This is a genomic window from Streptomyces sp. NPDC053076, assembly GCF_044546845.1.
GTDB lineage: Bacteria > Actinomycetota > Actinomycetes > Streptomycetales > Streptomycetaceae > Streptomyces.
Map to the genome: position 1 here is coordinate 351,996 of NZ_JBITZL010000007.1, position 25,516 is coordinate 377,511.

Below are 25,516 nucleotides of genomic sequence, written 5' to 3' on the forward strand. Positions count from 1 at the left end.
TGCCCACGGCCCCGCAGGCGGCCCCGCGACGGGCCGCGGCCGTCCCCATGTCGGCGACCCTCGCCGCCGACGCCGCCCTGGCGGAACGGCGCCGCTCGGGACAGCGCGTGCTGCCCATGACCAGCGGCGAGATCGGTCTGCCCGTGCTCCCCGCGCTGCGCGAGCGGCTGGCCGCGGCGGCCGGGGAGAACGCCTACGGACCGGTGGCCGGCGGCCCCGCGCTGCGCGAGGCCGCCGCCGGCTACTGGCAGCGGCGCGGTCTGCCCACCGACCCCGGTCTCGTGGTGGCCGGCCCGGGCAGCAAGGCGCTGCTGTACACGCTGGTCCTCGCGGCCGGCGGCGACGTGGTGGTGCCCGTGCCGAGCTGGGTCAGCTACGCGGCGCAGGTCCGGCTCGCGGGCGGGCGGGCGCTGCCGGTGCCGATCCTGCCGGGCGAGGGCGGTGTCCCGGATCCCGAGCGGCTGCGCGCGGCGGTCACCCTCGCGCGCGCCGCCGGGCAGGACCCGCGCGCCGTGGTGGTGACGGTGCCGGACAACCCGACCGGCACCGTCGCCTCACCCGAGACCGTGCGGCGCCTGACCGAGACGGCCCGCGACCTGGACCTGGTCGTGATCTCCGACGAGATCTACGGCGACCTCGTCCACGACCCCGGCCGGCCCGCCGTCTCTCCGGCGGCATACGCCCCCGAGCGCACCGTCGTCACCACCGGTCTCACCAAGAACCTGGCGGTCGGCGGCTGGCGCACCGGCGTGGCCCGGCTGCCCGACAGCCCGGCCGGGCACGAACTGCGCGCCACGCTGCTCTCCGTCGCCAGCCAGATCTGGTCCAGCCCGCCCGCCCCGATGCAGACGGCGGCGGCCTGGGCCTTCACCGAGCCGCCGGAGATCACCGAGCGGATCGCGGCCGGCCGCCGACTGCACGCGACGGTGGCCCGCGCGGCGGCCGAGCGCTTCACCGCGGTCGGCGCGCTGCTCGCGCCGGTGACCGCCACCTGCTACCTCTACCCGGACTTCGAGCCACTGCGCGCCCGCCTCGCCGCGGCGCACGGTGTCACCGGCGGCGCCGACCTGGTCCGGCTGCTCGTGGAGCGGCACGGCGTCGGCGTCCTGCCGGCGAGCGCCTTCGGCGAGCCGGACCGCGCGCTGCGGATCCGCGCCGCCACCAGCCGCCTGTACGGCGACACCGACGAGCGGCGCACCACCGCGCTGACCGCGCCCGACCCGCTCGTCCTGCCGTGGGTCCGCGAGGGCCTCGACCACCTCGGCGAGGCCCTGACCGACCTGACCGCCCCCCGCCCCTGACCGCCCCCGCCCCCTGACCGACCCCCGCCCCCTGACCGACCCCCGCCCCTGACCGACCCCCGCCCGTGACCGACCGACGCCCCTGACCGACCCCCGCCCCTGACCGCCCTGACCACACCCCGCTTCTGACCGCGCCTGGAGGCTTCCCCGTGTCCCAGTCCCTGCCGCCCGTGCTCACCGAGGTCACCTACGAAGACGGCCGCCACGTCACCTTCGGCCGGCCCCGACCGGGTGAACCGCAGACGCTGTACCGGGTCGCCGAGGGCGCCCTGGCCGCCGCCTTCACCGGCACCGACGGCTCCGCGGACGCCGTCCGGGCAGCCGTCACCGAGGGCGCCGAGACGGTCGTCGTCCCCGCCGGCGACCCGGCCGTGCGCCCCCTGGTGCCGCTGCTGCCCCAGGCGTCCGGCGCCGCGCTGCTGAGCGGCTTCATGGGCACGCACAAGAAGAAGTGGGGCGGGCAGAGCCAGCCGGAGGACGGCGAGTTCACGCCGCCCAAGTGGTTCTTCAAGGGCTTCGGCGACTGGGCCCGGCTGCCCGGCGAACCACTGACCGTGCCCGCCGCCCCGATCGCCCTCATCGAGGAGCCGGAGGTCGTGCTCGTGTACGTCAACGACGCCGACGGCACCCCCCACTACGCCGGCTACACCTTCGGCAACGACCTGTGCGACATCGGCCTGCACCGCAAGGACCCGGGCTACAACCCGTACTGCAAGCTGTGCGACACCGCGCTCGCGCCCTGGCTGTTCCTCGGCCCGCCGCCGCGCTCGGCGACCGGCCGGGTCACCATCGTGCGGGACGGCGCGACGGCCTGGGAGGGCAGCTTCGACTGCGGCGGCGACGCGCTGTACTTCCGGGTCCGGGACATGGCGGAGCACCTGTTCTCCTTCCCGGCGGTCCGGCGGCCCGGCCTGGTCAACTACGTGCTGCTGGGCGCCGACGAGGCCAGCTTCCACGACGGCTTCCGGATCGCCGACGGCGACCGCATCGGCATCGACGTCAAGAGCCACGGCGTCAGCTTCGAGAACACGGTGCGGTACGTCTCCCCGGCCCCCGCGGCCGTGCTCCCCGCCTCATGAGCGGCCCGGCCGCCGCCGGACGCAAGCAGATGCACCTCGCGGCCCAGCTGCCCGGCATCCACAATGTGACCGTCTGGTCGGACCCGCGCTCCAAGAGCCAGATCGCCTTCGACTCGTTCCTGCACCTGGCGCGGACCGCCGAGCGCGGCCGGTTCGACTTCTTCTTCCTGGCCGAGGGCCTGCGGCCGCGCGAGCACAAGGGACGGCTGTACGACCTCGACGTGGTGGGCCGGCCCGAGAACCTCACGCAGCTGAGCGCCCTGGCCGCGGTCACCACCCGGCTGGGCCTCGCCGCCACCGTCAACGCCACCTTCAACGAGCCCTACGAGGTGGCGCGCCGGCTGGCCACCCTCGACCACCTCAGCGGCGGGCGCTCCGCCTGGAACGTGGTCACCAGCTTCGACGCCTTCACCGGCGAGAACTTCCGGCGGGGCGGATTCCTCGCCGAGGCCGACCGGTACGGGCGCGCGGCGGAGTTCCTGGCCACCGCGCGTGAGCTGTGGGACAGCTGGGCCGACGGCGACGTGCGCGCCGACGCGGCGGCCGGCACGTTCGTCCGGCCCGGCGCCGGCCGCTTCGCGCACCACGGCCGGCACTTCGGCATCTCCGGCCGCTTCACGACCCCGCGCCCGCCGCAGGGGCACCCGGTGATCATCCAGGCGGGCGAGTCCGGCCCGGGCCGCGACTTCGCCGCCGCCGAGGCCGACGTCGTCTTCAGCAAGTACAACCGGCTCGACCAGGCCCGCTCCTTCTACCGGGACGTCAAGGCCCGCCTGCCCCGGTACGGCCGCGGCCCGGACGAGCTGAAGATCCTGCCGACGGCCACCGTGGTGGTCGCCGACAGCGACGCGGAGGCCGCCGCGTACGCCGACGAGATCACCCGCGCCCAGGTGAGCCCGCAGACCGCGATCGCGCACCTGGAGGCCGTCTGGGGCCGGGACCTGTCCGGTCACGACCCCGACGGCCCGCTGCCGGACATCGAACCCGAACCCGACTCGCTGATGCTGAAGGGGCATTCGCTGTTCCGCCGGGACCGCGCCGAGACCGCGCGGCGCTGGCGGTCCCTCGCCGAGGAACGCGGCCTGAGCATCCGTGAACTGGTCATCGAGGTCACCGGCGGACAGACCTTCGTCGGCGCCCCGCACACCGTCGCCGACGCGATGGACCACTTCGTACGGACCGACGGCGCGGACGGCTTCGTCCTCGTCCCGCACCTGACCCCCGGCGGCCTGGACGACTTCGTGGCCCGGGTCGTGCCGCTGCTCCAGGACAAGGGCGTCTTCCGGCAGGACTACACGGGCTCCACCCTGCGTGACCACCTGGGTCTGCCGCACCGCACGGCACGCGCCACCGCGGACCCCACTGCCGAGGAGGAGGTCTCGTGACCGTACCCCCGCTGCACCTCGCCGTAGCCCTCGACGCCGCCGGCTGGCACCCGGCGGCCTGGCGGGCCGCGGACGCCCGGCCCGGCGCGCTGTTCAGCGCCGAGTACTGGGCGGACCTGGTCACCGAGGCCGAGCGCGGCCTGCTCGACTTCGTCACCTTCGAGGACGCGCTCGGTGTGCAGTCGGCCGCCTTCCACCGGCCCGACGACCGCACCGACCAGGTGCGCGGCAACCTGGACGCGGTCCTGCTCGCGGCCCGCGTGGCGCCCCTGACCACGCACATCGGCCTGGTCCCGACCGCGAACGTCACCCACACCGAGCCGTTCCACGTGGCCACCGGCGTCGCCACCCTCGACCACGTGAGCACGGGCCGGGCCGGTCTGCGCCCGCAGATCGCCTCGCGCGCCGCCGACGCCACCCACTTCGGCCGCCGTACGACGCCGCAGCTCACCGACGACGACGTGCGCGACCCGGAACGGATCGGCCGGCGGCTGCGCCCGCTGTTCGGCGAGGCCGCCGACGCGGTGGAGGCCGCCCGGCGGCTGTGGGACAGCTGGGAGGACGACGCGGAGATCCGGGACGTGGCCACCGGCCGCTTCATCGACCGTGACAAGGTGCACCACATCGACTTCGCGGGCGAGCACTTCAGCGTCCGGGGCCCTTCCACCGTCCCGCGTCCGCCGCAGGGGCAGCCGCCGGTGATGAGCCTGGCGCACGCCTCCGTGCCCTACGAGTTCGCGGCGCGCTCCTGCGACGCCGTGTGGATCACGCCGCACGACCGCGCGGGAGCCGCGGCGACCCTCGCCCAGGTGGACACGGCCGTCGCCCGCGTCGGCCGCGACACCCGCGCCCGGCCGCTGCTGCGGTTCGCCGAACTGCTCGTCCTCCTGGACGCCGAGCCGGGTGCCGCCGCGCGGCGCAAGGCACACCTCGACGCTCTGGCAGGCACCGAACTCGCCTCCGACGCCGAGGTGTTCACCGGCACCCCGGGCGAACTCGCCGACCTGTTGCTGGACTGGCGGGAGGCCGGACTCGACGGTTTCCGGCTGCGCCCCGGCACGCTGCCGCACGACCTGCTGGAGATCACCCGCGGCCTGGTACCGGAGTTGCGGCGGCGCGGGGCGTTCCGCACCGCCTACGACGCGACGACGCTGCGGGGCCATCTGTGCCTGCCGCGCCCCGACAGCCGCTACGCGCGGGCCGGCCGATCCCGCCGGTGACCGTTCTCACACACCGACCGCTTGCCCCTCACACCAGTGTGAGGATGTGAGGCTGCGAGGGTGGCTACCGATGCGAGGACATCCGCCTCACCCGACGCCCCTGCCGGTACGGAGAAGTCGGCGCACCGCCCGGCGGCGAGACAGCTCAGTTTCATCGCCGCCGCGCGGCTGCTGCCGTCCTTCTGCATCCTGGCCTCGCACCTGTCCTTCGAGAAGGTCTTCCGGGACCGCACGGTGCAGCAGACGTACTACCGCCTCTTCAACCCGGCGGGCTTCAACGCCGTGTCGTTCTTCATCGTCCTCAGCGGCTTCATCCTGACCTGGATCTCGACGGAACGTCCGCCGGACCGCGCCTTCCGGGCCCGCCGGCTGCTGCGCATCCTGCCGGTGCACTTCCTGACCTGGGCCGTGGTCGTGTGCGCCTTCGCTGCCACCTCCCCGGCCACCGGCCTGTTCGCCACCCTGACCCTGTTCCAGGGCTGGTTCCCGGACCACGGCGTCTACTGGGCGGCCAACGCACCGGCCTGGACCCTGTCGACCGAACTCGTCCTGTACGCGGTGTTCCCGGCCGTCCACCGGTTCCTGACCCGTCGCGGCGACCGGTTCTGGTTCGGCCTGCTGACCGGTCTCATCGCGGTCGTGGTGCTGCTGCCGCTCGTGCTGCAACTCCTCCCGGACGGGGCGACCTTCGCGAACGCGGCGTTCACCGAGCGCGGCCACGCCGTGCGGGTCTCGGAGTGGAAGTACTGGCTCGTCTACGTCTTCCCGCTCACCCGTGTCCTGGAGGCGCTGTGCGGCATGGTGATCTGCCTGCTGGTGCTGCGCGGCAGGTGGACGCGGAACGTCTGGCTGCCCACCGTGCTGCTCGTGCTCGCGGTGGCGGTCGAGGAGCTGTGGGCGCCGATCCTGCTCGACCTGACGGCGCTGACGATCGTCCCGGTCGTCCTGCTCATCGGCGCGCTGGCGGCCAGGGAGATCGCCCGCTGGAACACGCCCGGCGCCCGGGAGAACCGCGTGATCACGAACATCTCGGCCTACGGCAAGTACACGTTCGGCATCTACATGTACCAGTGGGCCCTCATCCTGGTGTGCCGGCGGTATCTGCACCCCTGGGGCAACTCGGTCGCCGCGGGCGTGCTCTTCGTCCTGGCCTTCTACGCGCTCAGCGTCGCCGTCTCCATGATCTCGTACCGCTTCGTCGAGACCCCGGTCAACCGCTTCATGAAGCCCGCGATCTCCGCCTACGCCAGGCGATGAGGTTCTCGGGCCGGCCCGGGCCGGCACCGACGTGCCGCCGCCGGCCGGGTTCGCCCGGCCGGCGGCGGCACGTCACGCGCGGGGCCCGGAGCCCCTGGGCTCAGGACTCCTCGTCGCGGTGGGCGGCTTCCTCCTCCGCCTGCTTCGCCTGCACCTCCGGGTCCAGGCCCGTGGCGCCGGTGCCGTCCACGGAGCTGAGGCGGGGCGAGTCGGGGACCTCCGTCGCCGCGGGCGGTTCGACCAGCCAGTCGGGGTTGGCCTGCTTGTCCCACCACTTCCAGGCCGCGAAGGCGCCGCCCGCCAGGGCGGTCAGCAGCGCGGCGATCTTCACGGCGCGGCCGGCCCGGGACCGCCGCTGGTTGCGCCGGGCCAGCTTCTGGATGTCCTGGGCCGATACCTGACCGCGCAGCGCGACCAGGGCGGCGGCGCCGCGCGCGGCGGCCTCGTCGCGCACCGGAGCGGTCGCCGCCACGGCCTGCTCGATCCTGGGGCGCGAGTAGTCGGCGGCCTGCCGGGCGGCCTTGCGGGTACGGACGGCGGCCTCGTGCGCGGCGAGGTCCACCTTCGGCGGTACGTGGGCGCGAGCCTGCTCCAGGCGCGGGGCGAGCCGGGCGTCGTACTGTTCGCGGGCCTGTTCGGCGGCCTGCGACACCACGGGCGCCAGCCGTACGCGTGCCTCCTGCGCGTAGTACGCGGCACGCTCCTTGGCCGTGTCGGCGTAGGGCGCCACCACTTCCGCGGCGTGCAGCACGCTGTCCTTCGCCGAGCCGGTCGCGGCGCGCACGCTGTCGATGCGGGTCACGGGTTTCCTCCTCCTCGGTGGCGGTACGGTATTTCGACTTTCCACCCTTTTACGGATCATGCCTGCCGACGGCCGGTGCGGCATGCGCGGACGGGCATATGGGTGCTGGTCGCTCTCTTCGGCTTGATGGCGGGCAACAAGGCCCGTCGTCGACACTGCCACGAATCGCCCGGACGCGCCGCCCGCCCGGCGGAACTCGTGGCCGCTCGGCGACGCGGGGCCGGGGGCGTGGAAGGATCGACGTGTCCGGGCGGACGACAACGGAAGGCGGACCGTGGCAGAGCAGTTGTACGCGACCCTGAAGACCACCCTCGGCGAGATCGAGGTCCGGCTCTTCCCGCTGCACGCTCCCGTCACGGTCAGGAACTTCGTGGAACTGGCCCGCGGCGAACGGGAGTGGACGCATCCCGGCACCGGCGTGCGCAGCAGAGACCGGCTGTACGACGGCACGGTCTTCCACGCCGTCATCGGCGGCTTCATGATCCAGGGCGGTGACCCCCTGGGCAACGGCCTCGGGGGCCCCGGCTACGGGTTCGAGGACGAGTGCCACCCGGACCTGGCCTTCGACACCCCGTATCTGATGGCGATGGCCAACGCCGGGCCGGGCACCAACGGCTCGCAGTTCTTCATCACCGTCACCCCGAGCACCTGGCTGAACGGCAAGCGCACCATCTTCGGCGAGGTCACCGGTCCGGTCGGCCGGAAGGTCGTCGACGCCATCGCGCGCGTGCCGACCGGGCGCAACGACCGGCCCCTCGTCGACGTCGTCCTCGAGACGGTGGTCATCGAGACGCGCGAGGGCTGAGGCCGTCCCTCCGGCGTCCCGGGTACCGGAAATTCCCGTAGGGAACCGAACACCCCGCTCGACCGTAAGGCTGAGCGGGGCAGGATAGTGCTGTCAGGCAGGCATACGACGAGCAAGGGGATCTGATGGAGCAGGCCGCAGGGAGCGCGCAGGACGCCCGCAGCGTGCCCGTGTGCTACCGGCACCCGGACCGCGAGACCGGCGTGCGCTGCACCCGCTGTGAACGGCCCATCTGCCCCGAGTGCATGGTCAGCGCCTCGGTCGGTTTCCAGTGCCCGGACTGTGTCCGCGGCGGTTCTGGGACGGGGACGGGGCCGGCGCCGCGGGCGTCCCGGCCGCGCACGATCGCCGGCGGCACGGTCACGGCCGACCCCCGGCTGCTCACCAAGATCCTGATCGGGATCAACCTCGCGGTCTTCATCGCGATCCAGGCCGACCGCTCCCTGCTGGACCACGTGGTGCTCTACGGCGCCTGGCCCCCGAAGCCGTCTCCGCCGACCTCGGGTGTCGCCGGGGGCGAGTGGTACCGCCTGGTGACGTCGATGTTCGCGCACGAGGAGTACTGGCACATCGGCTTCAACATGCTGAGCCTGTGGTGGCTCGGCGGCCCGCTCGAAGCGGCCCTCGGCCGGGCCCGTTATCTGGCGGTCTACTTCGTCTCCGGGCTGGCCGGCAGCGCGCTGGCCTACCTGCTCACCTCGCCCGCGACCCCCACGCTCGGTGCCTCGGGCGCGATCTACGGGCTCTTCGGCGCCACCGCCGTGCTGATGCGCCGGCTCAACTACGACCTGCGGCCGATCGTCGCGCTGCTGGTGATCAACCTGATCTTCACCTTCAACCCGGCCATGAACATCTCCTGGCAGGGGCACATCGGAGGGCTCGTCGCCGGTGTCGTCACCGGGTACGCGATGGTGCACGCCCCGCGCGAGAAGCGGTCGCTGGTGCAGTACGGCACCTGTGCCGTCGTCCTTGCCGTGGCCGTGGCCCTCGTGCTGGTCAGGACCGCTCAGCTCACCTGAGGAGTGGGGGAACACGCTGCGGCCGAACCGTTGTCCACAGCGTGTGCCGGATCTTGTGCATACGGTGCGGGCACAGCTGTGCCCCCTGTCGCTCGGATGTGTTTCCGCAGGTCGGACAGGGGGCGAACGGATGTCTGAGAGTCGGTTGACCAGTCACACCGGCGTCAACATCCGACGGGTTATCCACAGATCGTCGTTCTTTTTCCCCACTGTGGAAAACGGCTGTGGATAACTCAGTGGATAGCCCTGGGCAGAGCTGTCGCGAAGGCGCCGCAGCCCTGCCGCCCGGCTACTTCCACTGCGTGGAGACACCGAACCCGGCGGCGATGAAGCCGAAGCCGACCACGATGTTCCAGTTGTCCAGGCTGTCGATCGGCAGCGAACCGTCGGTCACGTAGAAGACGACGATCCAGGCCAGGCCGATCAGGAACATGGCCAGCATGACCGGCGCGACCCAGGCCCGATTGGTCAGCCTGATGGCCTGCGCCTGCTTGGCCGGCGGCGGCGTGAAATCGGCCTTCTTGCGGATACGTGACTTCGGCACGAGGGTCTCTCCTGTCGATGCGCTGCGTGGCCGCGCAGGTAACTGGGTCGGGCTCGGGGGCAGCGTACAAGGGGCCAACATGACGACTCTGTGTGCTCCCCCGGGCGTCCGTTAGCGTAGTGCTTCCGTGGCGCCGAAGGAGATAAGGGTACGTTGAGCAATTCTGCCGACTCCCCCGGGACGGGATCAACGGGCTCCGGCCCTGTCCGCAGGCCGCGTTTCCGGCCCGTGCGGGTGCTCACGGCCGCCGTCTTCGCCCTCGCCGGGCTCATCTTCTTCACCAGCTTCAACACGGCCAAGGGCACCGACATCCGCCAGGACGGCTCCCTGCTGAAGCTGTCCGACCTGATCCAGCAGCGCAGCCGCAAGAACAAGGAGCTGGACGAGTCCAACGCGGCCCTGCGCGACAGCGTGGAGTCGCTCGCCGAGAGCGACGACGGCAGCACCAAGGCCGAGGACGACAGGCTCGGCGGGCTGGAGGGACGGGCGGGCACCCGGAAGCTCACCGGGAAGGCCGTCACCGTCACCCTGAACGACGCCCCGCCCGACGCCACCGCCAAGCTCCCCGGCTACCCCGAGCCGCAGCCCGACTACCTGGTCATCCACCAGCAGGATCTGCAGGCCGTGGTGAACGCCCTGTGGCAGGGCGGCGCCCAGGGCATCAAGGTCATGGACCAGCGGCTGATCTCCACCAGCGCGGTGCGCTGCGTCGGCAACACGCTGATCCTCCAGGGCCGCGTCTACTCACCGCCGTACAAGATCACGGCGGTCGGGGACCCGGACCGGCTGAAGCAGGCACTCGCGGACAGCAAGGCGATCCAGACCTACATGGTCTACGTCAACGTCTACGGGCTCGGCTGGAAAGTCACCGACGACGGGACGGTGACTCTTCCCGGCTACTCCGGCACAGTGGATCTGCACTACGCGAAGCCAGTGGAGTAGGCAGGTCCCAGGTAGGTCCCGGTCAGGAGCCGCCGGTGCGTGTGATCGTCAGGACCGTCAGCGAACTGTGCATCACCCTCGGCACCCTGATCGTGCTCTTCGTCGCCTACGTGCTCTTCTGGACGGGCGTGCGGGCCGACGGCGCGATGAGCGACCAGATCGACCAGCTGCACCGGCGGTGGTCCCAGGGGAACGTGCGGCCGGCGGACACCCCGGGCGAGCGGACGGCGTCCATGGCGAAGCCGGAGCCGTACCGCTACGGCAGCCCGTTCGCGATCATGTACATCCCGCGGCTCGGTTTCACGTGGAACAAGCCGGTGCTGGAGGGCACCGGCCGGGACGTGCTGGCCGAGGGACTCGCCCACTACCGGGGGACCGCGCGGCTCGGGCAGCGGGGCAACTTCGCGGTCGCCGGGCACCGCCGGACCTACGGCGACCCGCTCAAGGACTTCCCGAAGCTGCGGCCGGGCGACGCGGTGGTGCTCACGGAGGGTACGACCTGGTTCACGTATCGGATCGACAAAGGGCCCTACAAAACCGTGCCGACCGATGTCGAGGTGATCGGCCCTGTCCCACGTAAGTCCGGGTATACGCGTCCGGGCCGCTATCTGACGCTGACCACGTGCGATCCGGAATGGGGACACAGTCACCGGCTGATCGTCTGGGCGCACCTGGATTCCACACAGCCCGTGGAGGCAGGCGAACCGAGCGCTCTGCGCCGTTAGTCTGGTGGCGTACGGCGTGGGTCTGGTGCCGTAGGGACACGGAAGGGACGGCAAGGGACGGCATGTACGGCTGGATCTGGCGGCATCTGCCGGGGAACGCGTGGGTGAAGGCGCTCGTCTCGCTGGTACTGGTCCTGGCCGTGGTCTACGTCCTCTTCCAGTACGTCTTCCCCTGGGCGGAACCGCTGCTGCCCTTCAACGATGTGACGGTGGACAACCAGTGAGTGCGCGGATTCTCGTCGTCGACAACTACGACAGCTTCGTCTTCAACCTCGTCCAGTACCTGTACCAGCTGGGCGCCGAGTGCGAGGTGCTGCGCAACGACGAGGTGTCGACGGCGCACGCCCAGGACGGCTTCGACGGCGTACTGCTCTCGCCCGGCCCCGGCACCCCCGAGCAGGCCGGCGTGTGCGTGGAGATGGTCCGGCACTGCGCCGCCACCGGCGTCCCGGTGTTCGGCGTGTGCCTCGGCATGCAGTCGATGCAGGTGGCGTACGGCGGTGTGGTCGACCGGGCGCCCGAGCTGCTGCACGGCAAGACCTCGCCGGTCGAGCACGAGGGCAAGGGTGTCTTCGCGGGCCTGCCCTCGCCGTTCACCGCGACCCGCTACCACTCCCTGGCCGCCGAACCGGCCACGGTCCCGGCCGAGCTGGAAGTGACCGCCCGCACGCACGACGGCATCATCATGGGCCTGCGCCACCGGGAACTCCCGGTCGAGGGCGTGCAGTTCCACCCCGAGTCGGTGCTGACCGAGCACGGACACCGGATGCTGGCCAACTGGCTGGTGGAGTGCGGCGACCAGGGTGCCGTCGCGAGGTCGGCGGGGCTCGCCCCGGTGGTGGGCAGGGCCACGGCGTGACCGCGCTGCGCCCCGAGCGCGAGGACTTGTACGGCGGACAGCGGCCGTACGAGTCCTCCGGCGGTGCGCGGCCCTACCCGGGACACCGGCAGGACCCGCCGACGGCGCCGATGCCCCGGCTGACCGAGGAGGACCTGACGGCACCGATGCCGCGGGCCGCTCAGGGCGGAGGGAGGGCGCCGTCGCCCTCGCCGGCCGGGGACTTCACGGCGCCGGCTCCCGCCGACGAGGAGACGATGGCGCTGCGCCTCCCGGGGGCGGACCGATTCGACCGGGAGAGCGCGCCCGTACGCGACTCTGCGGCCCCCTCGGCCTCTCCTGCCACCGGAGCCGCCCCGGGCGGCCGTGCGGCCCGGAGAAAGGCCGCCAAGCGGCGTGGCGGGGGCCGGCACGGCAGCGGCACCCGGGGGACGGCGACTCCCGCGGCAAAGCGGGACCCGCAGCGGCCCCTGACCCGGGTGGAGGCCCGGCGGCAGGCCCGGCTGCGCAAGCCGAGTCCGGCGACCGTCGCGAGCCGGGCCATCGGCGAGGTGTTCATCACCACCGGCGTGCTGATGCTGCTCTTCGTCACCTACCAGCTGTGGTGGACCAACGTCCGCGCGCACGCGCAGGCCGGCAGCGAGACGCACCAGCTCCAGGACGACTGGGCCAGCGGCAAGCGCAATCCGGGCGTCTTCGAGCCGGGGCAGGGCTTCGCCATCCTGCACATCCCGAAGCTGGACGTCGTGGCGCCCATCGCGGAGGGCGTCAGCAACAAGAAGGTGCTCGACAAGGGCATGGTCGGGCATTACGGCGAGGCCCCGCTGAAGACGGCGATGCCCCAGGACAGGACCGGCAACTTCGGCCTCGCGGCGCACCGCAACACGCACGGTGAGCCGTTCCGGTACATCAACAGGCTCACGGCCGGTGACGCGGTCGTCGTCGAGACGCAGGACACCTACTTCGTGTACAAGGTGACCTCGATGCTGCCGGTGACCCCGCCGTCCAACACGGGTGTGCTGGACCCGGTCCCCCCGGGCTCCGGTTTCACCGAGCCCGGCCGCTACATCACCCTCACCACCTGTACGCCGGAGTTCACCAGCAAGTACCGGCTGATCGTCTGGGGCAAGATGGTCCAGGAACGCCCGCGCAGCGCGGGCAAGCCGGACGCACTCATCGAGTAGGGCTCATCGAGTAAGGGCAGAGGAACTGTGGCAGCGACCGCCGACGAGACCGAAGAGACCACGGACGCGTCCGAACCGGATCCCGCTCCGCGCCCCCGGCGCCCCGGCCGGATCGCGCTGGCGGTCAGCGTCTTCGGGGAACTCCTCATCACGGCAGGCGTGTTGCTCGGCCTGTTCGTCGTCTACTCGCTGTGGTGGACGAACGTGCTAGCCGACCGCAAGGCGGACCGGCAGGCCGACAAGGTGCGCGAGCACTGGGCGCAGCAACAGGACGCCGGTCCCGGCGCGCTCGACACCGAGGACGGCATCGGGTTCCTGCACGTACCGGCGATGAAGAACGGCGAGGTGCTGGTCGAGAAGGGCACCGACACGGACGTCCTCAACGACGGTGTGGCCGGCTACTACGCCGAACCGGTCAAGGCCACGCTGCCCATGACCGGCAAGGACGGCAACTTCGCCGTCGCCGCCCACCGGGACGGCCACGGCGCGAAGTTCCACAACATCGACAAGCTGGAGAAGGGCGACCCGATCGTCTTCGAGACGCGGGACAAGTGGTACGTCTACAAGGTCTACTCGATCCTCCCCGAGACCTCGAAGTACAACGTCAAGGTGCTGTCGTCGGTCCCGAAGGAGTCCGGCGCGAAGAAGGCCGGCCACTACATCACCCTGACGACCTGCACCCCCGTCTATACCTCCCGCTACCGCTACGTGGTGTGGGGCGAACTGGTCCGCGTGGACAAGGTCGACAGCGCACGCACACCGCCCGAGGAACTGCGCTGACCCGCCGGTGAGACGCCGTGGGCCCCGGCCGGGATCTCCCGGCCGGGGCCCATGTGCGTCTGCCGGAGGCGTCAGCCGTCGGTGCCGCCGAAGATGTTGGTGCCGCCGTTGTCGTTGTTGCCGTTCCCGTTCCCGTTGCCACCGTCGAAGGAGACGGTGGTCAGCGTGATCGTCGTGCTGTTCGGGTCGGCATTGCCGTTCGGCTGCGGATCCTGCTGGCTGACGAACGCGTTGTCGTCGTCGGAGCTGCCCGGGGCGAACTGGATGTTGTTGAAGCCGGCCTGCTGAAGGATCTGCTTGGCTTCCGCCACCCGCTTGGTGACGACGTTCGGCACCGGCTTCTGTGGCTGCTGCTGCGCCTTGCCGACGTTGATCACCACACTGGTGTTCTTGACGACCTCCTGGCCCGCGACCGGGTTGGTGCTCTGCACCTTGCCGTCCTGGGCGGGGTCGGTGACCGGGGTCTCGGTGCAGCTGGAGCTCGGCACCAGGCCCTTGGCCTGGATTTCGGCCTTCGCCTCGTCACACGTCTTGCCGGTGACGTCGGGAACGGCGATCTTCTCCTCGGCCTTGGCGACCGTGAGGGTGATCGTGGTGCCCTTCTCCTTGCTGACACCGCCGTCCGGGTCCTGGGTGATGACCACGCCGGGCGTCTGGGCCGACACCTCGGTCTTCTTCTCGACCTCGAAGCCCTTGCCCTTGAGCTGGGACTCCGCCTGGTCGAACTGGATGCCGCGCACGTCCGGCACGGTGACCTTCGGCGCACCCGCCGAGATCACCAGGTCGATCGTGTCACCCTTCGCGACGTTCGTGCCCGCCTCGGGGTTCTGGGAACAGACGTTGCCCTTCGGCTGGTCCTCGCACGCCTGGCGCGTGGGCGCGCCCAGCTTCAGGTCGGAGTTCTCCGCCATCTTCCTGGCTTCGCCGAGGGTGTGACCGACGAAGTTCGGCGCCTTGAAGGACTGGTCGTTGTTCCCGCCGCCGAAAGCCCACTTGCCGATCAGGATCGCGCCGACCAGGACCAGCAGACCCGCCACCACCAGCAGGATCGTGGAGGTGTTGGACTTCTTCTGCTGGCGCCGGCGGTCCGGGCGGTCGTCGTAGCCGTAACCGCCGTCGTCGGGACTCATGGGCGGGAGCATGGTGGTCGCCCCCGCGCCCGCGTCCGAGCGCAGGGCGGTCGTCTGCTGGTCGTCGGGGTAGCCGCCGTAACCCACCGCGCCCAGGGCGGCCGTGGCCGCGACCGGCTGGCCGTCCAGGCACGCCTCGATGTCCGCGCGCATCTCGTCGGCCGACTGGTAGCGGTAGTCCGGGTCCTTGACCAGTGCCTTGAGGACGATCGCGTCCATCTCGGGCGTGATCTCGGGGTCGAAGACCGACGGGGCCTGCGGTTCCTCACGCACGTGCTGATAGGCCACGGCCACCGGCGAGTCGCCCACGAAGGGCGGCCGTACGGTCAGCAGTTCGTAGAGGAGGCAGCCCGTCGAGTAGAGGTCGGACCTCGCGTCGACCTGCTCACCCTTGGCCTGCTCCGGCGACAGGTACTGGGCCGTGCCGATGACCGCCGCCGTCTGGGTCATGGTCATGCCGGCGTCGCCCATGGCGCGGGCGATGCCGAAGTCCATCACCTTGACCTGACCGTTGCGGGTCAGCATGACGTTGGCCGGCTTGATGTCGCGGTGGACGATGCCACTGCGGTGCGCGTACTCCAGACCCTGGAGGATGCCGATGGTCATCTCCATCGCGCGCTCGGGCAGCAGCTTGCGGCCGGAGTGCAGCAGCTCGCGGAGCGTGGAACCGTCGACGTACTCCATCACGATGTACGGGATGGAGACCCCGTCGATGTAGTCCTCGCCCGTGTCGTAGACCGCGACGATCGCGGGATGGTTGAGCGAGGCGGCCGACTGGGCCTCCCGGCGGAACCGGGCCTGGAAGGACGGATCACGCGCGAGGTCCGCGCGCAGCGTCTTCACCGCCACGGTGCGGCCGAGCCGGGTGTCATGCGCGAGGTAGACCTCCGCCATGCCACCGCGGCCGAGCACCTGGCCCAGCTCGTACCGGCCGCCGAGGCGACGCGGCTCTTCCATAGCTACCTACCAGCCCTCTCCGTCGGTCTCGGCCGCGCACCCGCGTGCGCGGCCGGAGGCTGCCGTCCGGGCCTACCGTACCCGGCTCGTTCTGTGTGACCTGGCCAAGCCCGGAACCCGATACAGGACCGGTATCGCAACGTGCAACGATGTGAAGGGGTTGTGAGCGGCATCACCCGTCGTGGCCGACAGGCGGTCACTTCTTGGAGTCGATGACCGCCTCCATGACGTTCTTCGCGATCGGCGCGGCCAGGCCGCCACCGGAGATGTCGTCGCGATTGGCCGCGTCGTCCTCGATCACCACGGCCACGGCGACCGGCGAGCTGCCGTCGCTCTGCTTGGCGTAGGAGATGAACCAGGCGTAGGGGTTCTCGCTGTTCGCCACACCGTGCTGGGCGGTACCGGTCTTGCCGCCGACCGTCACGCCGTCGATCTTCGCGTTGGTGCCGGTGCCCTTCTCGACCACCGTCTGCATCATGTCCTGGAGGATCTGCGCGTTCTTCGGCGACAGCGGCCGGCTCAGCTCCTCCGGCTCCGTCTTGGCGACCGGGTCCAGGTTCGAGGACTGCAGCGAGTCCACCATGTACGGCTTCATCAGCTTGCCGTCGTTGGCGACCGCCGAGGCGACCATGGCCATCTGCAGCGGGGTCGCGGCGGTGTTGTACTGGCCGATGGAGGACAGCGCGGTCTGCGACTGGTTCATGTCGTCGGAGAACACCGACGCGGTGGCGCGCACCGGGGTGAACTGCTCGGCGTCGAAGCCGAACTTCTTCGCCTCGGCGAGCATCTTGTCGTTGCCGAGGTCGGAGCCGATCTTGCCGAAGACCGTGTTGCAGGAGTACTGGAGCGCGACCCGCATGGGCGCGTCCTTGCACGGGATGTTGCCCTCGTTCTTCAGCTGGGTCGTGGTGCCCGGCATGGTCCACGGCAGCGGCGAGTCGGTCTTCTCGTCGGCCGAGGTGTACTTGCCGTTCTCCAGCGCCGCCGCGGCCGTGACCACCTTGAAGGTGGAGCCCGGCGGGTAGGTCTCGCGCAGCGCCCGGTTCAGCATCGGGTCGTTGGGGTTGTACTTCTTCTGGAGCTTCTTCCAGGCCGCCGCGTCGTCGTCGCTGTTGCCCGCGAAGGACGAGGGGTCGTACGACGGGTAGGAGGCCAGCGCCAGGATCTTGCCGGTGGAGGGCTCCAGGGCGACCACGGCGCCCTTGCCGCCCTGCTTCTTCAGGCCGTCGAACGCGGCCTTCTGGGCGGCGGAGTTGAGCGTGGTGACGACGTTGCCGCCCTGCTGCTCCTTGCCGGTGATCATGTCCAGGGTCTTGCGGAAGAACAGCCGGTCGTCGTCGCCGGTGAGGATGCCGTCCTCGATCGACTCCAGCTGGGTGGCACCGAACGCCTGCGACGCGTAGCCGGTGACCGGCGCCCACATGGACCCGTTCTTGTACGTCCGCTTGTACTTCAGGTCGTTCAGACCGGTCTTGCTGCTCGCGGACGACCCGGTGATCGGGTTGCCGCCGACGATGATGTCGCCGCGCGGGGTGGCGTAGCGGGCGATGGTGACGCGGCGGTTCTTCGGGTCCTCCTTGAGGCTGTCCGCCTTGAGGTACTGGAGCCAGTTGTCCCGCAGGAGCAGGGTCAGCACGAGGAGGCCGCAGAAGACCGCGATTCGGCGCAGGGGCTTGTTCATGACGGACGCACCACCTGGGTCATCTCGGCGTCGGGGTTGCTGGCGGGGGTGGGCGCCGGGCGCCGGGCGGTGTCGCTGATGCGGATCAGAATGGCGATCAGCGCCCAGTTGGCCAGCACGGAGGAACCGCCGTACGCCATGAACGGCATGGTCATACCGGTCAGCGGGATGAGGCCCATGACACCGCCGGCCACCACGAAGACCTGGAGGGCGAAGGCGCCGGACAGACCGACGGCGAGCAGCTTGCCGAACGGGTCGCGGGCGGCGAGTGCGGTGCGCACGCCGCGCTCGACGATCAGACCGTAGATCAGCAGGATCGCCATGATGCCGGCGAGCCCCAGCTCCTCGCCGAAGGTGGCGAGGATGAAGTCGGAGTTGGCGGCGAACTTGATCAGGTCCGAGTGGCCCTGGCCCCAGCCGGTGCCGAGGGTGCCGCCGGAGCCGAACGCCCACAGGGCCTGCATCGCCTGCTCGGAGTGGCCGAGCACGCCCTGCTGGCTGAGGGTGTACTCCTTCATCGGGTCGAGCCAGGCTTGGACACGCATCTTCACGTGCGGCTCGAAGCTCGCCACGCCGACGGCGCCGGCCGAGGACATCAGCAGACCGAAGAAGATCCAGCTGGTCCGCTCGGTGGCGACGTACAGCATGATGATGAACATTCCGAAGAACAGCAGCGAGGTGCCGAGGTCGGTCTCGAAGACCAGGATGAGGATCGAGATCCCCCAGACCACCAGGATCGGTCCGAGGTCACGGCCGCGCGGCAGGTACAGGCCCATGAAACGGCGGCTGGCGAGGGCCAGGGCGTCCCGCTTCACCATCAGGTACCCGGCGAAGAAGATGGCGAGGACGATCTTCGCGAACTCACCGGGCTGGAGCGAGCCCAGACCGGGCACCCGGATCCAGATCTTGGCGCCGTAGATGTTGGCGCCGAGGCCCGGCACCAGCGGCAGGATGAGCAGCACCAGGGCGCCGAACATCGAGATGTAGGTGTAGCGCTGGAGGACGCGGTGGTCCTTGAGGAAGATCAGCACCACCACGAACAGCGCGATGCCCAACGCGGTGTACAGCAGCTGGCGGGGCGCGGCCGTGACGAAGTTGGGCAGCGACTGCAGCAGCTTCGACTGGTCCAGCCGCCAGATGCACACCAGTCCCAGCCCGTTCAGCAGGGTGGCCAGCGGCAGCAGCAGCGGGTCGGCGTACGGCGCGAACTTCCGTACCCCGAGATGGGCCACTCCGGCCAGCAGACCGAGGCCGAGGCCGTAGCTCAGCAGGCCCGCGGGCACCTGGTCGTCGATGGCCAGGCCCACGTTGGCGTAGGCGAACACCGGGATGACCACGGCGAAGACCAGGAGGGCCAGCTCGGTGTTGCGGCGGCTCGGTGCGCCGATGGCGCCGATCGTGGACGTGTGATGCGTCGGCGAGTTCGTAGTACTGCTCATCGTGTGACAGGGCCTCTCACGGCTTGCCTACTGCTTACCGCACAGCGAGACGACCTTCTGCTCATCCTCCGAGAGAGTGGGGCCGGGGCTGGGGGTCGCGGACGGGGTCGTGGACGGAGACTTCGAAGGGGACGTCGGGGATGTCTTCGATGCCGACGGGTTCGGGGACGAGTGCGGCGTCGGGGAGACCTTGGTGAAGGCGGTGTGCGTGACGGCACCCGTGGTGCCGTGCGAGCCGTTGGTGCCGGAGGGCTTGTCCTGGCCGTTCTTGGCATTGCGCCGGGCGTCCTCGGCGGCCTTGCGCTCGATCTGCTTCTGGCAGGCGGAAGCCTGCACGGCCAGGTTCTGCACCTTCGTCCGGGCCGCCTCCAGGCCGCCCACCGGGATCGTGGCCTTCACCTGCTTCTGCTGGTACGGCGGCAGGTACTTGAGTTCGATCTCGGGGTGGTCCTTCTCCACCTTCGACAGCGAGACCCAGGCCAGGTCCTGGCTGATCCCCCGGTACAGCGCGACGTGCTCGTCCCTGGTGCCGACGTAGTACTGCGTCTGCGTCCAGCGGTAGCCGCCGTACAGGCCGCCGCCGATCACGGCGAGGGCGAGGGCGCCGTAGAGCGAGGTCCGCAGCCAGCGGCGCCGCTTGCGCGGCTTGCCGAAGTCGTCGTCGGCGTAGTCGCCGAAACCGCCCTCCGGGATGTAACCGGTGGTGTCGCCGGAACCGGGCGGGCCGAACTCGCCGCCGCCCCCGTGGCCCTGGCCCTGACGGCCCAGGTGGGAGGCGCGGCCGGCCGGGGTCTGCATGATGCCGTTGTCGTGCAGATGGTGCTGGTTCTCGGCCACGGCACCGACCACGACCGGCTGGTCCGACAGCTGCCCGGCGAGGGTGTCCCCGGTGTCCAGGTCGAGCACGTCGGCGACGATCACGGTGATGTTGTCGGGGCCGCCGCCGCGCAGCGCGAGCTGGATCAGCTCCTGCACGGTCTCCTGCGGACCCTGGTAGCTGGCGAGCGTCTCCTCCATCGTCTGGTGGGAGACGACGCCGGACAGACCGTCGGAGCAGATCAGATAGCGGTCACCGGCCCTGACCTCGCGGATCGACAGGTCGGGCTCGACGTGCTCACCGCTGCCCAGCGCGCGCATCAGCAGGGAGCGCTGCGGGTGGGTGGTGGCCTCTTCCTCGGTGATCCGGCCCTCGTCCACCAGACGCTGCACCCAGGTGTGGTCCTGGGTGATCTGGGTGAGCACACCGTCACGGAGCAGATACGCGCGGGAGTCGCCGACGTGCACGAGACCGAGCCGCTGGCCGGTCCACAGCAGCGCGGTGAGGGTCGTCCCCATGCCTTCGAGCTGGGGGTCCTCCTCCACCATGGCGCGCAGCTGGTCGTTGGCGCGCCGCACGGCCACGCTGAGGGAGGTGAGGATGTCGGAGCCGGGTACGTCGTCGTCGAGCGTGACCAGGGTGGAGATGACCTCGGAGGAGGCGACCTCGCCGGCCGCCTGTCCGCCCATGCCGTCGGCGATGGCGAGCAGGCGCGGCCCGGCGTAACCGGAGTCCTCGTTGCCCTCCCGGATCATGCCTTTGTGCGATCCGGCGGCAAAGCGCAGTGACAGACTCATGCGCACCTCGCCCGTCGGCTCCGGGTACAGCCGGTCGTGTCGAGCCACACTGCCCACCCTCCGGTTGGGAGCGCGCCGGAGACCGGGTGGCGGCCTGCCGCTGCGTGCTCGCTCCGCTCGCGCTTACTCATGACGTAGCACTACTTCCGCAGCTCGATTGCGGTCTTGCCGATGCGGATCGGCGCGCCCAGCGGGATCGGTGTGGGGGTCGTCAGCCGGGACCGGTCCAGGTAGGTGCCGTTCGTGGAACCGAGATCCTCGATGATCCACTGGCCGTCGCGGTCCGGGTAGATCCTGGCATGGCGGCTGGAGGCGTAGTCGTCGTCCAGCACGATCGTGGAGTCGTGCGCCCGGCCCAGGGTGATGGTCTGGCCCTGGAGCGCGACGGTGGTGCCGGTCAGCGTGCCCTCGGTCACGACCAGCTTGGAGGGAGCGTTGCGGCCACGTCGGCCGCCGCTCTGCTGGGCGCGCTGCGGCGGCGGCGCGGCCTGCTGCCGGGCCTGCTGCCGGCCCGGCTGCTGCGGCCGGGCCGCTTCCCTACGCGATCCGCGCTGGGTGACGCGCGTACCGAACAGGTCGCTCCGGATGACCTGCACGGCCACGATCACGAACAGCCACAGTACGGCCAGGAAACCCAGCCGCATGACCGTGAGGGTCAGCTCTGACATTGCCCCCGCTTCACCCTTCGGCTTGCCTATAGATAACGGTGGTGCTGCCCACGACGATCCGCGAGCCGTCGCGGAGCGTAGCGCGGGTGGTGTGCTGCCCGTCCACCACGATGCCGTTGGTGGAGCCGAGATCCTGGATCGTCGAGGGCGTTCCGGTCCGGATCTCGCAGTGCCGGCGGGAGACGCCGGGGTCGTCGATCCGCACGTCGGCGTCGGTGCTGCGGCCCAGCACCAGCGTCGCGCGGGAGATCTGGTGGCGGGTGCCGTTGATCTCGATCCAGTAGCGGGTGCGCGCGCCGCTCATCGGGGCGGCGGCGGGTCGCTGGGTGGCGGGTTGCGGGTAGCCGTACCCGCCGGGGCGGGCGCCGGGCGGCGGCGCGGACGGCATCGGCGGCGCACCCGCGGGGGCGGCCGGCGGATAGCCGTAGCCACCGGGGGCGCCCTGCCCGGGGCGGCCGGCCGCCGGTGCGCCGGGGGCCTGTGGTGCCCCCTGCTGACTGCTGGAGGAGGCGAGGGTGCGCGAGCGCACCCGGTACAGGCCGGTGTCCAGGTCGTCGGCCTTCTCCAGGTTGACCTTGATCGGCCCCATGAAGGTGTACCGCTGCTGCTTGGCGTAGTCGCGCACCATGCCGGCCAGCTCGTCGCCGAGCTGCCCGGAGTAGGGGCTCAGCCGCTCGAAGTCGGGCGTGCTCAGCTCCACGATGAAGTCGTTGGGTACGACGGTGCGCTCACGGTTCCAGATCGTGGCGTTGTTGTCGCACTCCCGCTGGAGCGCACCGGCGATCTCCACGGGCTGGACCTCGGACTTGAAGACCTTGGCGAAGGTGCCGTTCACCAGACCTTCGAGACGCTGCTCGAACTTCTTCAGGACTCCCATGGGGCACCTCCTCCGTCCCTGCCGTCGTCTTGCCTGCTCTGTGCCGCTGCGGTGCCGGGTACTGCGGCACTGCTTACTGATCGTATCTACGCGCCCGCCAATCAGCCGGTTCCCCCAGCGGCTCCCCTTCGAACTCTCGGCGCGTGTCCTGCTGCCATGGATCGTAGAGGCGGGCGAAGTCCAGTGTCCCGCACCCGGCTGTGCACCCGGCCCGCCTCCTGGGGAGATGGCCTGGACCGGTACGAGGTTGATACGTGAGGCGTGTCTCCTTGATACGTACGGGACGGACGAGCCGCGGTACGGGCAGCCGGTCATCGCTCCCGGGCGCGCCCTGCGGGCGGGGCTCCGCGGTGCCGGCGGGCGGGAGCGGGCGGCCGGGAAGGGATGTGAATCCACCCCGTACGACGTGCTAATGTTCTGGGTGTCGGAAGGGGCCAGCCCGAAAGGGAAGAAGCCGGAAGACACACCCAATGCGCGGGTGGCGGAATAGGCAGACGCGCTGGATTCAGGTTCCAGTGCCCGCAAGGGCGTGGGGGTTCAACTCCCCCCTCGCGCACAGAGAAACCGATGTGACGGGTCTCTGCCGGTGACGGAAGTCACCGACAGGGGCCCGTTCTTCGTTTTACCGGTTCCTTCTCGTTTGTGAGACATCGCACAACCTCGATGGCTCTGCGCGCAGTCCGGCCGGTGAGCTATCTCACCCACGAGCCGACGGCTGCGGGCGGTGGCGGGAGCGGGCCGCGCCGCGCCGGTCCGCCCGTGGGTCCCGCCTCCCGGCGCTTTTCCCTGACCGCCGGGCTTTCGCGTATCCGGCGCGGGCCAAACTGCCGAACTGCCGGTGAGAACGGGTTCGCGCCCTTTCCGGGTGCCTGCCGCACGGTGGCGCGCCCGAGGCCGTGCACATCCTCCTTGGCTCAGCCCTTTTCCCTGGCCCTTTTCACCCCTGCGGGTTCCCGGGCGGGTTCGATCGCGGAAGGGATGTCTCCTCATATGCAGCCCGCCCGCGCCCCCGAAGCCGAAAGGACCTGCCGGCCGGGAGCGCGGGGCGGCCTGTTGCACAGTGGCTGCCGTGATGACAGAGGTCTTGCACCGGGCGGTGCGGGCCGGAGCTTCGCGAGTGCCGGGCTCGGCTGCCCGGGCATGTCGCGGGGGTACGACGAACTCGGCCACGGCGACGCGGAGTCGATCGCCGTCGTCCACCGGGCCTTTGCCGGTCCGGCAGGCACCGGTCGTCTTCCTGGTGCGGAACAACGGCTTCGCCGTCTTCGTCCCACTCGCCCAGCAGACCGCCGCGCCTCCCTGCACCGGCGCCGGCCGGTGCCCGCTGAGCCGCCCCCTGGCTCGCCGGCCGCCCCTGCGCCGGCCGGCGTCGCGCGCCGTCGGGGCCGGTCCCGGTCAGGAACCGCGGCCCGGCCGAGGGCGGCTGGGCCGGTGGGAACCGGCGGAGTCGTCCACAGGGTCTGACGCGTTTCGGCCACCGGTTGTACGGTCTCCCCGAGTTGATGTTCTACCGACGCCGGGTCGACGGCGCGCGAGCAGTACGGGGGAGGCGGTCGTGGTGACCGGAACCGGTGTCGGGGTGGCGGACGAGGCGGACGTGGCCGATGTGACGGACCGGGGCGCGCGTCGGCTGCCCCGGGTGCGCGGATTCGCCCAGAGGCCGTCGCAGGACTCGTCGGCCTCGCCGAAGCAGGAGGGCAAGGCGCTCCGGGCGGGCGTTCCCCGCTCCGCCCACCACACACTCGACCTGGACGCCGCCCGCCCCGACGCGGTGAGCGCGGTGACCGGGTCCAACGCCGGCCGCATCCCCGAGCTGATCCCGCTCCGCGTGGGCCGCATGGCCGCCGGCCCGTTCGCCTTCCTGCGCGGCTCGGCCGGACTGATGGCGTACGACCTCGCGCGCACCCCCGTGACCAGGATCGGCACCCAGATATGCGGGGACGCGCACGCGGCCAATTTCGGTCTGTACGGCGACGCCCGCGGTGACCTCGTCATCGACCTCAACGACTTCGACGAGACCGTGCACGGCCCCTGGGAGTGGGACCTGAAGCGGCTCGCGGCCTCACTGGTGCTCGCCGGCCGGGAGGCGGGTGCCGACGAGGACACCTGCCGCGCGGCGGCCCGGGACGCGGCCGGCGCCTACCGACGCACCATGCGGCTGCTGGCCAAGCTGCCCGCGCTCGACGCCTGGAACGCCATCGCGGACGAGGAACTGGTCTCCCACACCGACGCCCACGACCTGCTCGGCACGCTCCAGCGGGTCTCGGAGAAGGCCCGGTCCAACACCAGCGGCCGGTTCGCTGCGAAGTCGACCGAGGCGGTGGCGGACGGCGGACGCCGGTTCGTGGCCGCCCCGCCGGTGCTGCGCCACATCCCCGACGCCGAGGCCGCGGCGGTCGTATCGTCCCTGGAGACCTACGTCGACACGCTCGGCGAGGACCTCCACCCCCTGCTCGCCCGGCACGCCGTGCACGACGTGGCCTTCCGGGTGGTCGGCACCGGCAGCGTCGGCACCCGGTCCTACGTCGTCCTGCTGCTCGACCACCGCGACGAGCCACTGGTCCTCCAGGTGAAGGAGGCGCGCCCCTCCGCGCTCGTCCCGCACCTGGCCTCGGCCGGGTTCGCCACCCCGCCGGTGGCGCACGAGGGCCGCCGCGTGGTCCTCGGGCAGCAGCGGATGCAGGTCGTCAGCGACATCCTGCTCGGCTGGACCACCGTCGACGGGCGCCCCTACCAGGTGCGCCAGTTCCGCAACCGCAAGGGCAGCGTCGACCCGGCCGCCCTCGCCACCGACCAGATCGACGACTACGGCCGCATGACCGGCGCCCTGCTGGCCCGCGCCCACTCCCACAGCGCCGATCCCCGGCTGATCGGCGGGTACTGCGGCAAGAACGAGGAGCTGGACGAGGCGATCGCCGCGTTCGCCGTGACCTACGCCGACCGCACGGAAGCGGACCACGCGGACCTGCTCACAGGCATACGCGCGGGCCGGATAGCAGCCGAGCCGGGACTCTGAGCGACCGCGCGCCGCGTAAAGGGACCCGGAGAACTTGCCGAGCGACGGACACCGCAGCTCCGTAAGGGGGCGCGGGGAACTTGCCGAGCGACGGGCACCGGAACTCCGTAAGGGGGCGCGGGGAACTTGCCGAGCGGCGTGCACCGCAGCTCCGTAAGGGGGCGCGGGGAACTGCGCGACCGGCCACGACGGTCCCGCACCCGGCGATGAACCCCCAGCCCCGCGGCGGGACACCGCATCCCGCACCCGGCGA

General features: G+C 71.1%; 22 protein-coding genes and 1 tRNA gene. 15 read left to right on the forward strand and 8 right to left on the reverse strand.

Features of this window, described 5'->3' with window-relative positions:
- Window positions 1-47 precede the first annotated feature (47 nt).
- The 5 genes from ACIGYR_RS27925 (at window position 48) to ACIGYR_RS27945 (ending at window position 6,242) form a co-directional block, all read left to right on the forward strand.
- The gene (locus ACIGYR_RS27925) at window positions 48-1,301 is read left to right on the forward strand and encodes a pyridoxal phosphate-dependent aminotransferase (RefSeq protein WP_399604137.1); all 1,254 of its coding nucleotides are present in this window, start codon (window positions 48-50) and stop codon (window positions 1,299-1,301) included.
- 149 nt (window positions 1,302-1,450) lie between these two features.
- Entirely contained in the window at window positions 1,451-2,380 is a 930-nt protein-coding gene (locus ACIGYR_RS27930; protein WP_399603540.1) for a fumarylacetoacetate (FAA) hydrolase, read from the forward strand.
- A complete protein-coding gene (locus ACIGYR_RS27935) occupies window positions 2,377-3,765 on the forward strand; it encodes an NtaA/DmoA family FMN-dependent monooxygenase (protein WP_399603537.1) in 1,389 nt (462 codons plus the stop codon). Before ACIGYR_RS27930 ends, ACIGYR_RS27935 begins: the two co-directional genes overlap by 4 nt.
- On the forward strand, window positions 3,762-4,985 hold the full coding sequence (locus ACIGYR_RS27940; protein ID WP_399603534.1) for an LLM class flavin-dependent oxidoreductase: 1,224 nt from the start codon (window positions 3,762-3,764) through the stop codon (window positions 4,983-4,985). The genes ACIGYR_RS27935 and ACIGYR_RS27940 overlap by 4 nt, the downstream gene beginning before the upstream one ends.
- 60 nt (window positions 4,986-5,045) lie before the next feature.
- Window positions 5,046-6,242: an acyltransferase family protein gene (locus ACIGYR_RS27945; protein WP_399603531.1), complete on the forward strand. Its 1,197-nt coding sequence runs from the start codon at window positions 5,046-5,048 to the stop codon at window positions 6,240-6,242.
- 100 nt (window positions 6,243-6,342) lie between these two features.
- Here ACIGYR_RS27945 and ACIGYR_RS27950 read toward each other — a convergent pair whose 3' ends face one another.
- Window positions 6,343-7,044 carry a DUF5324 family protein gene (locus ACIGYR_RS27950; RefSeq protein WP_391846083.1) on the reverse strand — a complete coding sequence of 234 codons (702 nt, stop codon included), beginning with the start codon at window positions 7,042-7,044 and terminating at the stop codon, window positions 6,343-6,345.
- Window positions 7,045-7,318: 274 nt separating this feature from the next.
- On the opposite strand from ACIGYR_RS27950, the gene ACIGYR_RS27955 reads away from it, so the two are divergent.
- A complete protein-coding gene (locus ACIGYR_RS27955) occupies window positions 7,319-7,849 on the forward strand; it encodes a peptidylprolyl isomerase (RefSeq protein WP_399603527.1) in 531 nt (176 codons plus the stop codon).
- A gap of 125 nt (window positions 7,850-7,974) precedes the next feature.
- Window positions 7,975-8,868: a rhomboid family intramembrane serine protease gene (locus ACIGYR_RS27960; protein ID WP_399603524.1), complete on the forward strand. Its 894-nt coding sequence runs from the start codon at window positions 7,975-7,977 to the stop codon at window positions 8,866-8,868.
- Window positions 8,869-9,157: 289 nt separating this feature from the next.
- Here ACIGYR_RS27960 and crgA read toward each other — a convergent pair whose 3' ends face one another.
- Window positions 9,158-9,412, reverse strand: coding sequence for a cell division protein CrgA (gene crgA, locus ACIGYR_RS27965; RefSeq protein ID WP_391846088.1), 255 nt, complete (start codon window positions 9,410-9,412; stop codon window positions 9,158-9,160).
- Between the two features lie 153 nt (window positions 9,413-9,565).
- Here crgA and ACIGYR_RS27970 point away from each other — a divergent pair, with 153 nt between their 5' ends.
- The 6 genes from ACIGYR_RS27970 to ACIGYR_RS27995 all read left to right on the forward strand — a co-directional run bounded on the left by ACIGYR_RS27970 (window position 9,566) and on the right by ACIGYR_RS27995 (window position 13,881).
- Window positions 9,566-10,354 (forward strand): DUF881 domain-containing protein, encoded by a 789-nt coding sequence (locus ACIGYR_RS27970; RefSeq protein ID WP_391846090.1) that lies wholly within the window; start codon window positions 9,566-9,568, stop codon window positions 10,352-10,354.
- 35 nt (window positions 10,355-10,389) lie between these two features.
- Window positions 10,390-11,079 (forward strand): class E sortase, encoded by a 690-nt coding sequence (locus tag ACIGYR_RS27975; protein ID WP_399603520.1) that lies wholly within the window; start codon window positions 10,390-10,392, stop codon window positions 11,077-11,079.
- A 62-nt stretch (window positions 11,080-11,141) separates the two neighbouring features.
- Window positions 11,142-11,303 (forward strand): hypothetical protein, encoded by a 162-nt coding sequence (locus ACIGYR_RS27980; protein ID WP_190016099.1) that lies wholly within the window; start codon window positions 11,142-11,144, stop codon window positions 11,301-11,303.
- The gene (locus ACIGYR_RS27985; protein WP_351316620.1) at window positions 11,300-11,938 is read left to right on the forward strand and encodes an aminodeoxychorismate/anthranilate synthase component II; all 639 of its coding nucleotides are present in this window, start codon (window positions 11,300-11,302) and stop codon (window positions 11,936-11,938) included. Before ACIGYR_RS27980 ends, ACIGYR_RS27985 begins: the two co-directional genes overlap by 4 nt.
- Complete coding sequence (locus ACIGYR_RS27990) at window positions 11,935-13,101, forward strand: class E sortase (protein WP_399603517.1); 1,167 nt, start codon at window positions 11,935-11,937, stop codon at window positions 13,099-13,101. Before ACIGYR_RS27985 ends, ACIGYR_RS27990 begins: the two co-directional genes overlap by 4 nt.
- Window positions 13,102-13,128: 27 nt before the next feature.
- Entirely contained in the window at window positions 13,129-13,881 is a 753-nt protein-coding gene (locus ACIGYR_RS27995) for a class E sortase (RefSeq protein WP_399603516.1), read from the forward strand.
- 71 nt (window positions 13,882-13,952) lie between these two features.
- On the opposite strand, the gene pknB is transcribed toward ACIGYR_RS27995, so the two are convergent.
- The 6 genes from pknB to ACIGYR_RS28025 form a co-directional block, all read right to left on the reverse strand.
- The gene (gene pknB, locus ACIGYR_RS28000) at window positions 13,953-15,968 is read right to left on the reverse strand and encodes a Stk1 family PASTA domain-containing Ser/Thr kinase (protein ID WP_399603512.1); all 2,016 of its coding nucleotides are present in this window, start codon (window positions 15,966-15,968) and stop codon (window positions 13,953-13,955) included.
- A 196-nt stretch (window positions 15,969-16,164) separates the two neighbouring features.
- Window positions 16,165-17,649 (reverse strand): peptidoglycan D,D-transpeptidase FtsI family protein, encoded by a 1,485-nt coding sequence (locus tag ACIGYR_RS28005; RefSeq protein ID WP_391846101.1) that lies wholly within the window; start codon window positions 17,647-17,649, stop codon window positions 16,165-16,167.
- Entirely contained in the window at window positions 17,646-19,088 is a 1,443-nt protein-coding gene (locus tag ACIGYR_RS28010) for an FtsW/RodA/SpoVE family cell cycle protein (RefSeq protein ID WP_391846103.1), read from the reverse strand. Before ACIGYR_RS28010 ends, ACIGYR_RS28005 begins: the two co-directional genes overlap by 4 nt.
- A 27-nt stretch (window positions 19,089-19,115) precedes the next feature.
- Window positions 19,116-20,702: a Stp1/IreP family PP2C-type Ser/Thr phosphatase gene (locus ACIGYR_RS28015; RefSeq protein WP_399604134.1), complete on the reverse strand. Its 1,587-nt coding sequence runs from the start codon at window positions 20,700-20,702 to the stop codon at window positions 19,116-19,118.
- 140 nt (window positions 20,703-20,842) lie between these two features.
- The gene (locus ACIGYR_RS28020; RefSeq protein WP_399603508.1) at window positions 20,843-21,370 is read right to left on the reverse strand and encodes an FHA domain-containing protein; all 528 of its coding nucleotides are present in this window, start codon (window positions 21,368-21,370) and stop codon (window positions 20,843-20,845) included.
- A gap of 10 nt (window positions 21,371-21,380) precedes the next feature.
- Window positions 21,381-22,247, reverse strand: a complete 867-nt coding sequence (locus ACIGYR_RS28025) for an FhaA domain-containing protein (RefSeq protein ID WP_391846107.1) — start codon at window positions 22,245-22,247, stop codon at window positions 21,381-21,383.
- A 472-nt stretch (window positions 22,248-22,719) separates the two neighbouring features.
- Between ACIGYR_RS28025 and ACIGYR_RS28030 the strand changes: the two genes are divergently transcribed.
- Together ACIGYR_RS28030 and ACIGYR_RS28035 are read left to right on the forward strand one after the other, a co-directional pair.
- Window positions 22,720-22,803, forward strand: a tRNA-Leu gene (locus ACIGYR_RS28030).
- A gap of 1,002 nt (window positions 22,804-23,805) precedes the next feature.
- The gene (locus tag ACIGYR_RS28035; protein ID WP_399604131.1) at window positions 23,806-25,263 is read left to right on the forward strand and encodes a DUF2252 domain-containing protein; all 1,458 of its coding nucleotides are present in this window, start codon (window positions 23,806-23,808) and stop codon (window positions 25,261-25,263) included.
- Window positions 25,264-25,516: the final 253 nt, after the last annotated feature.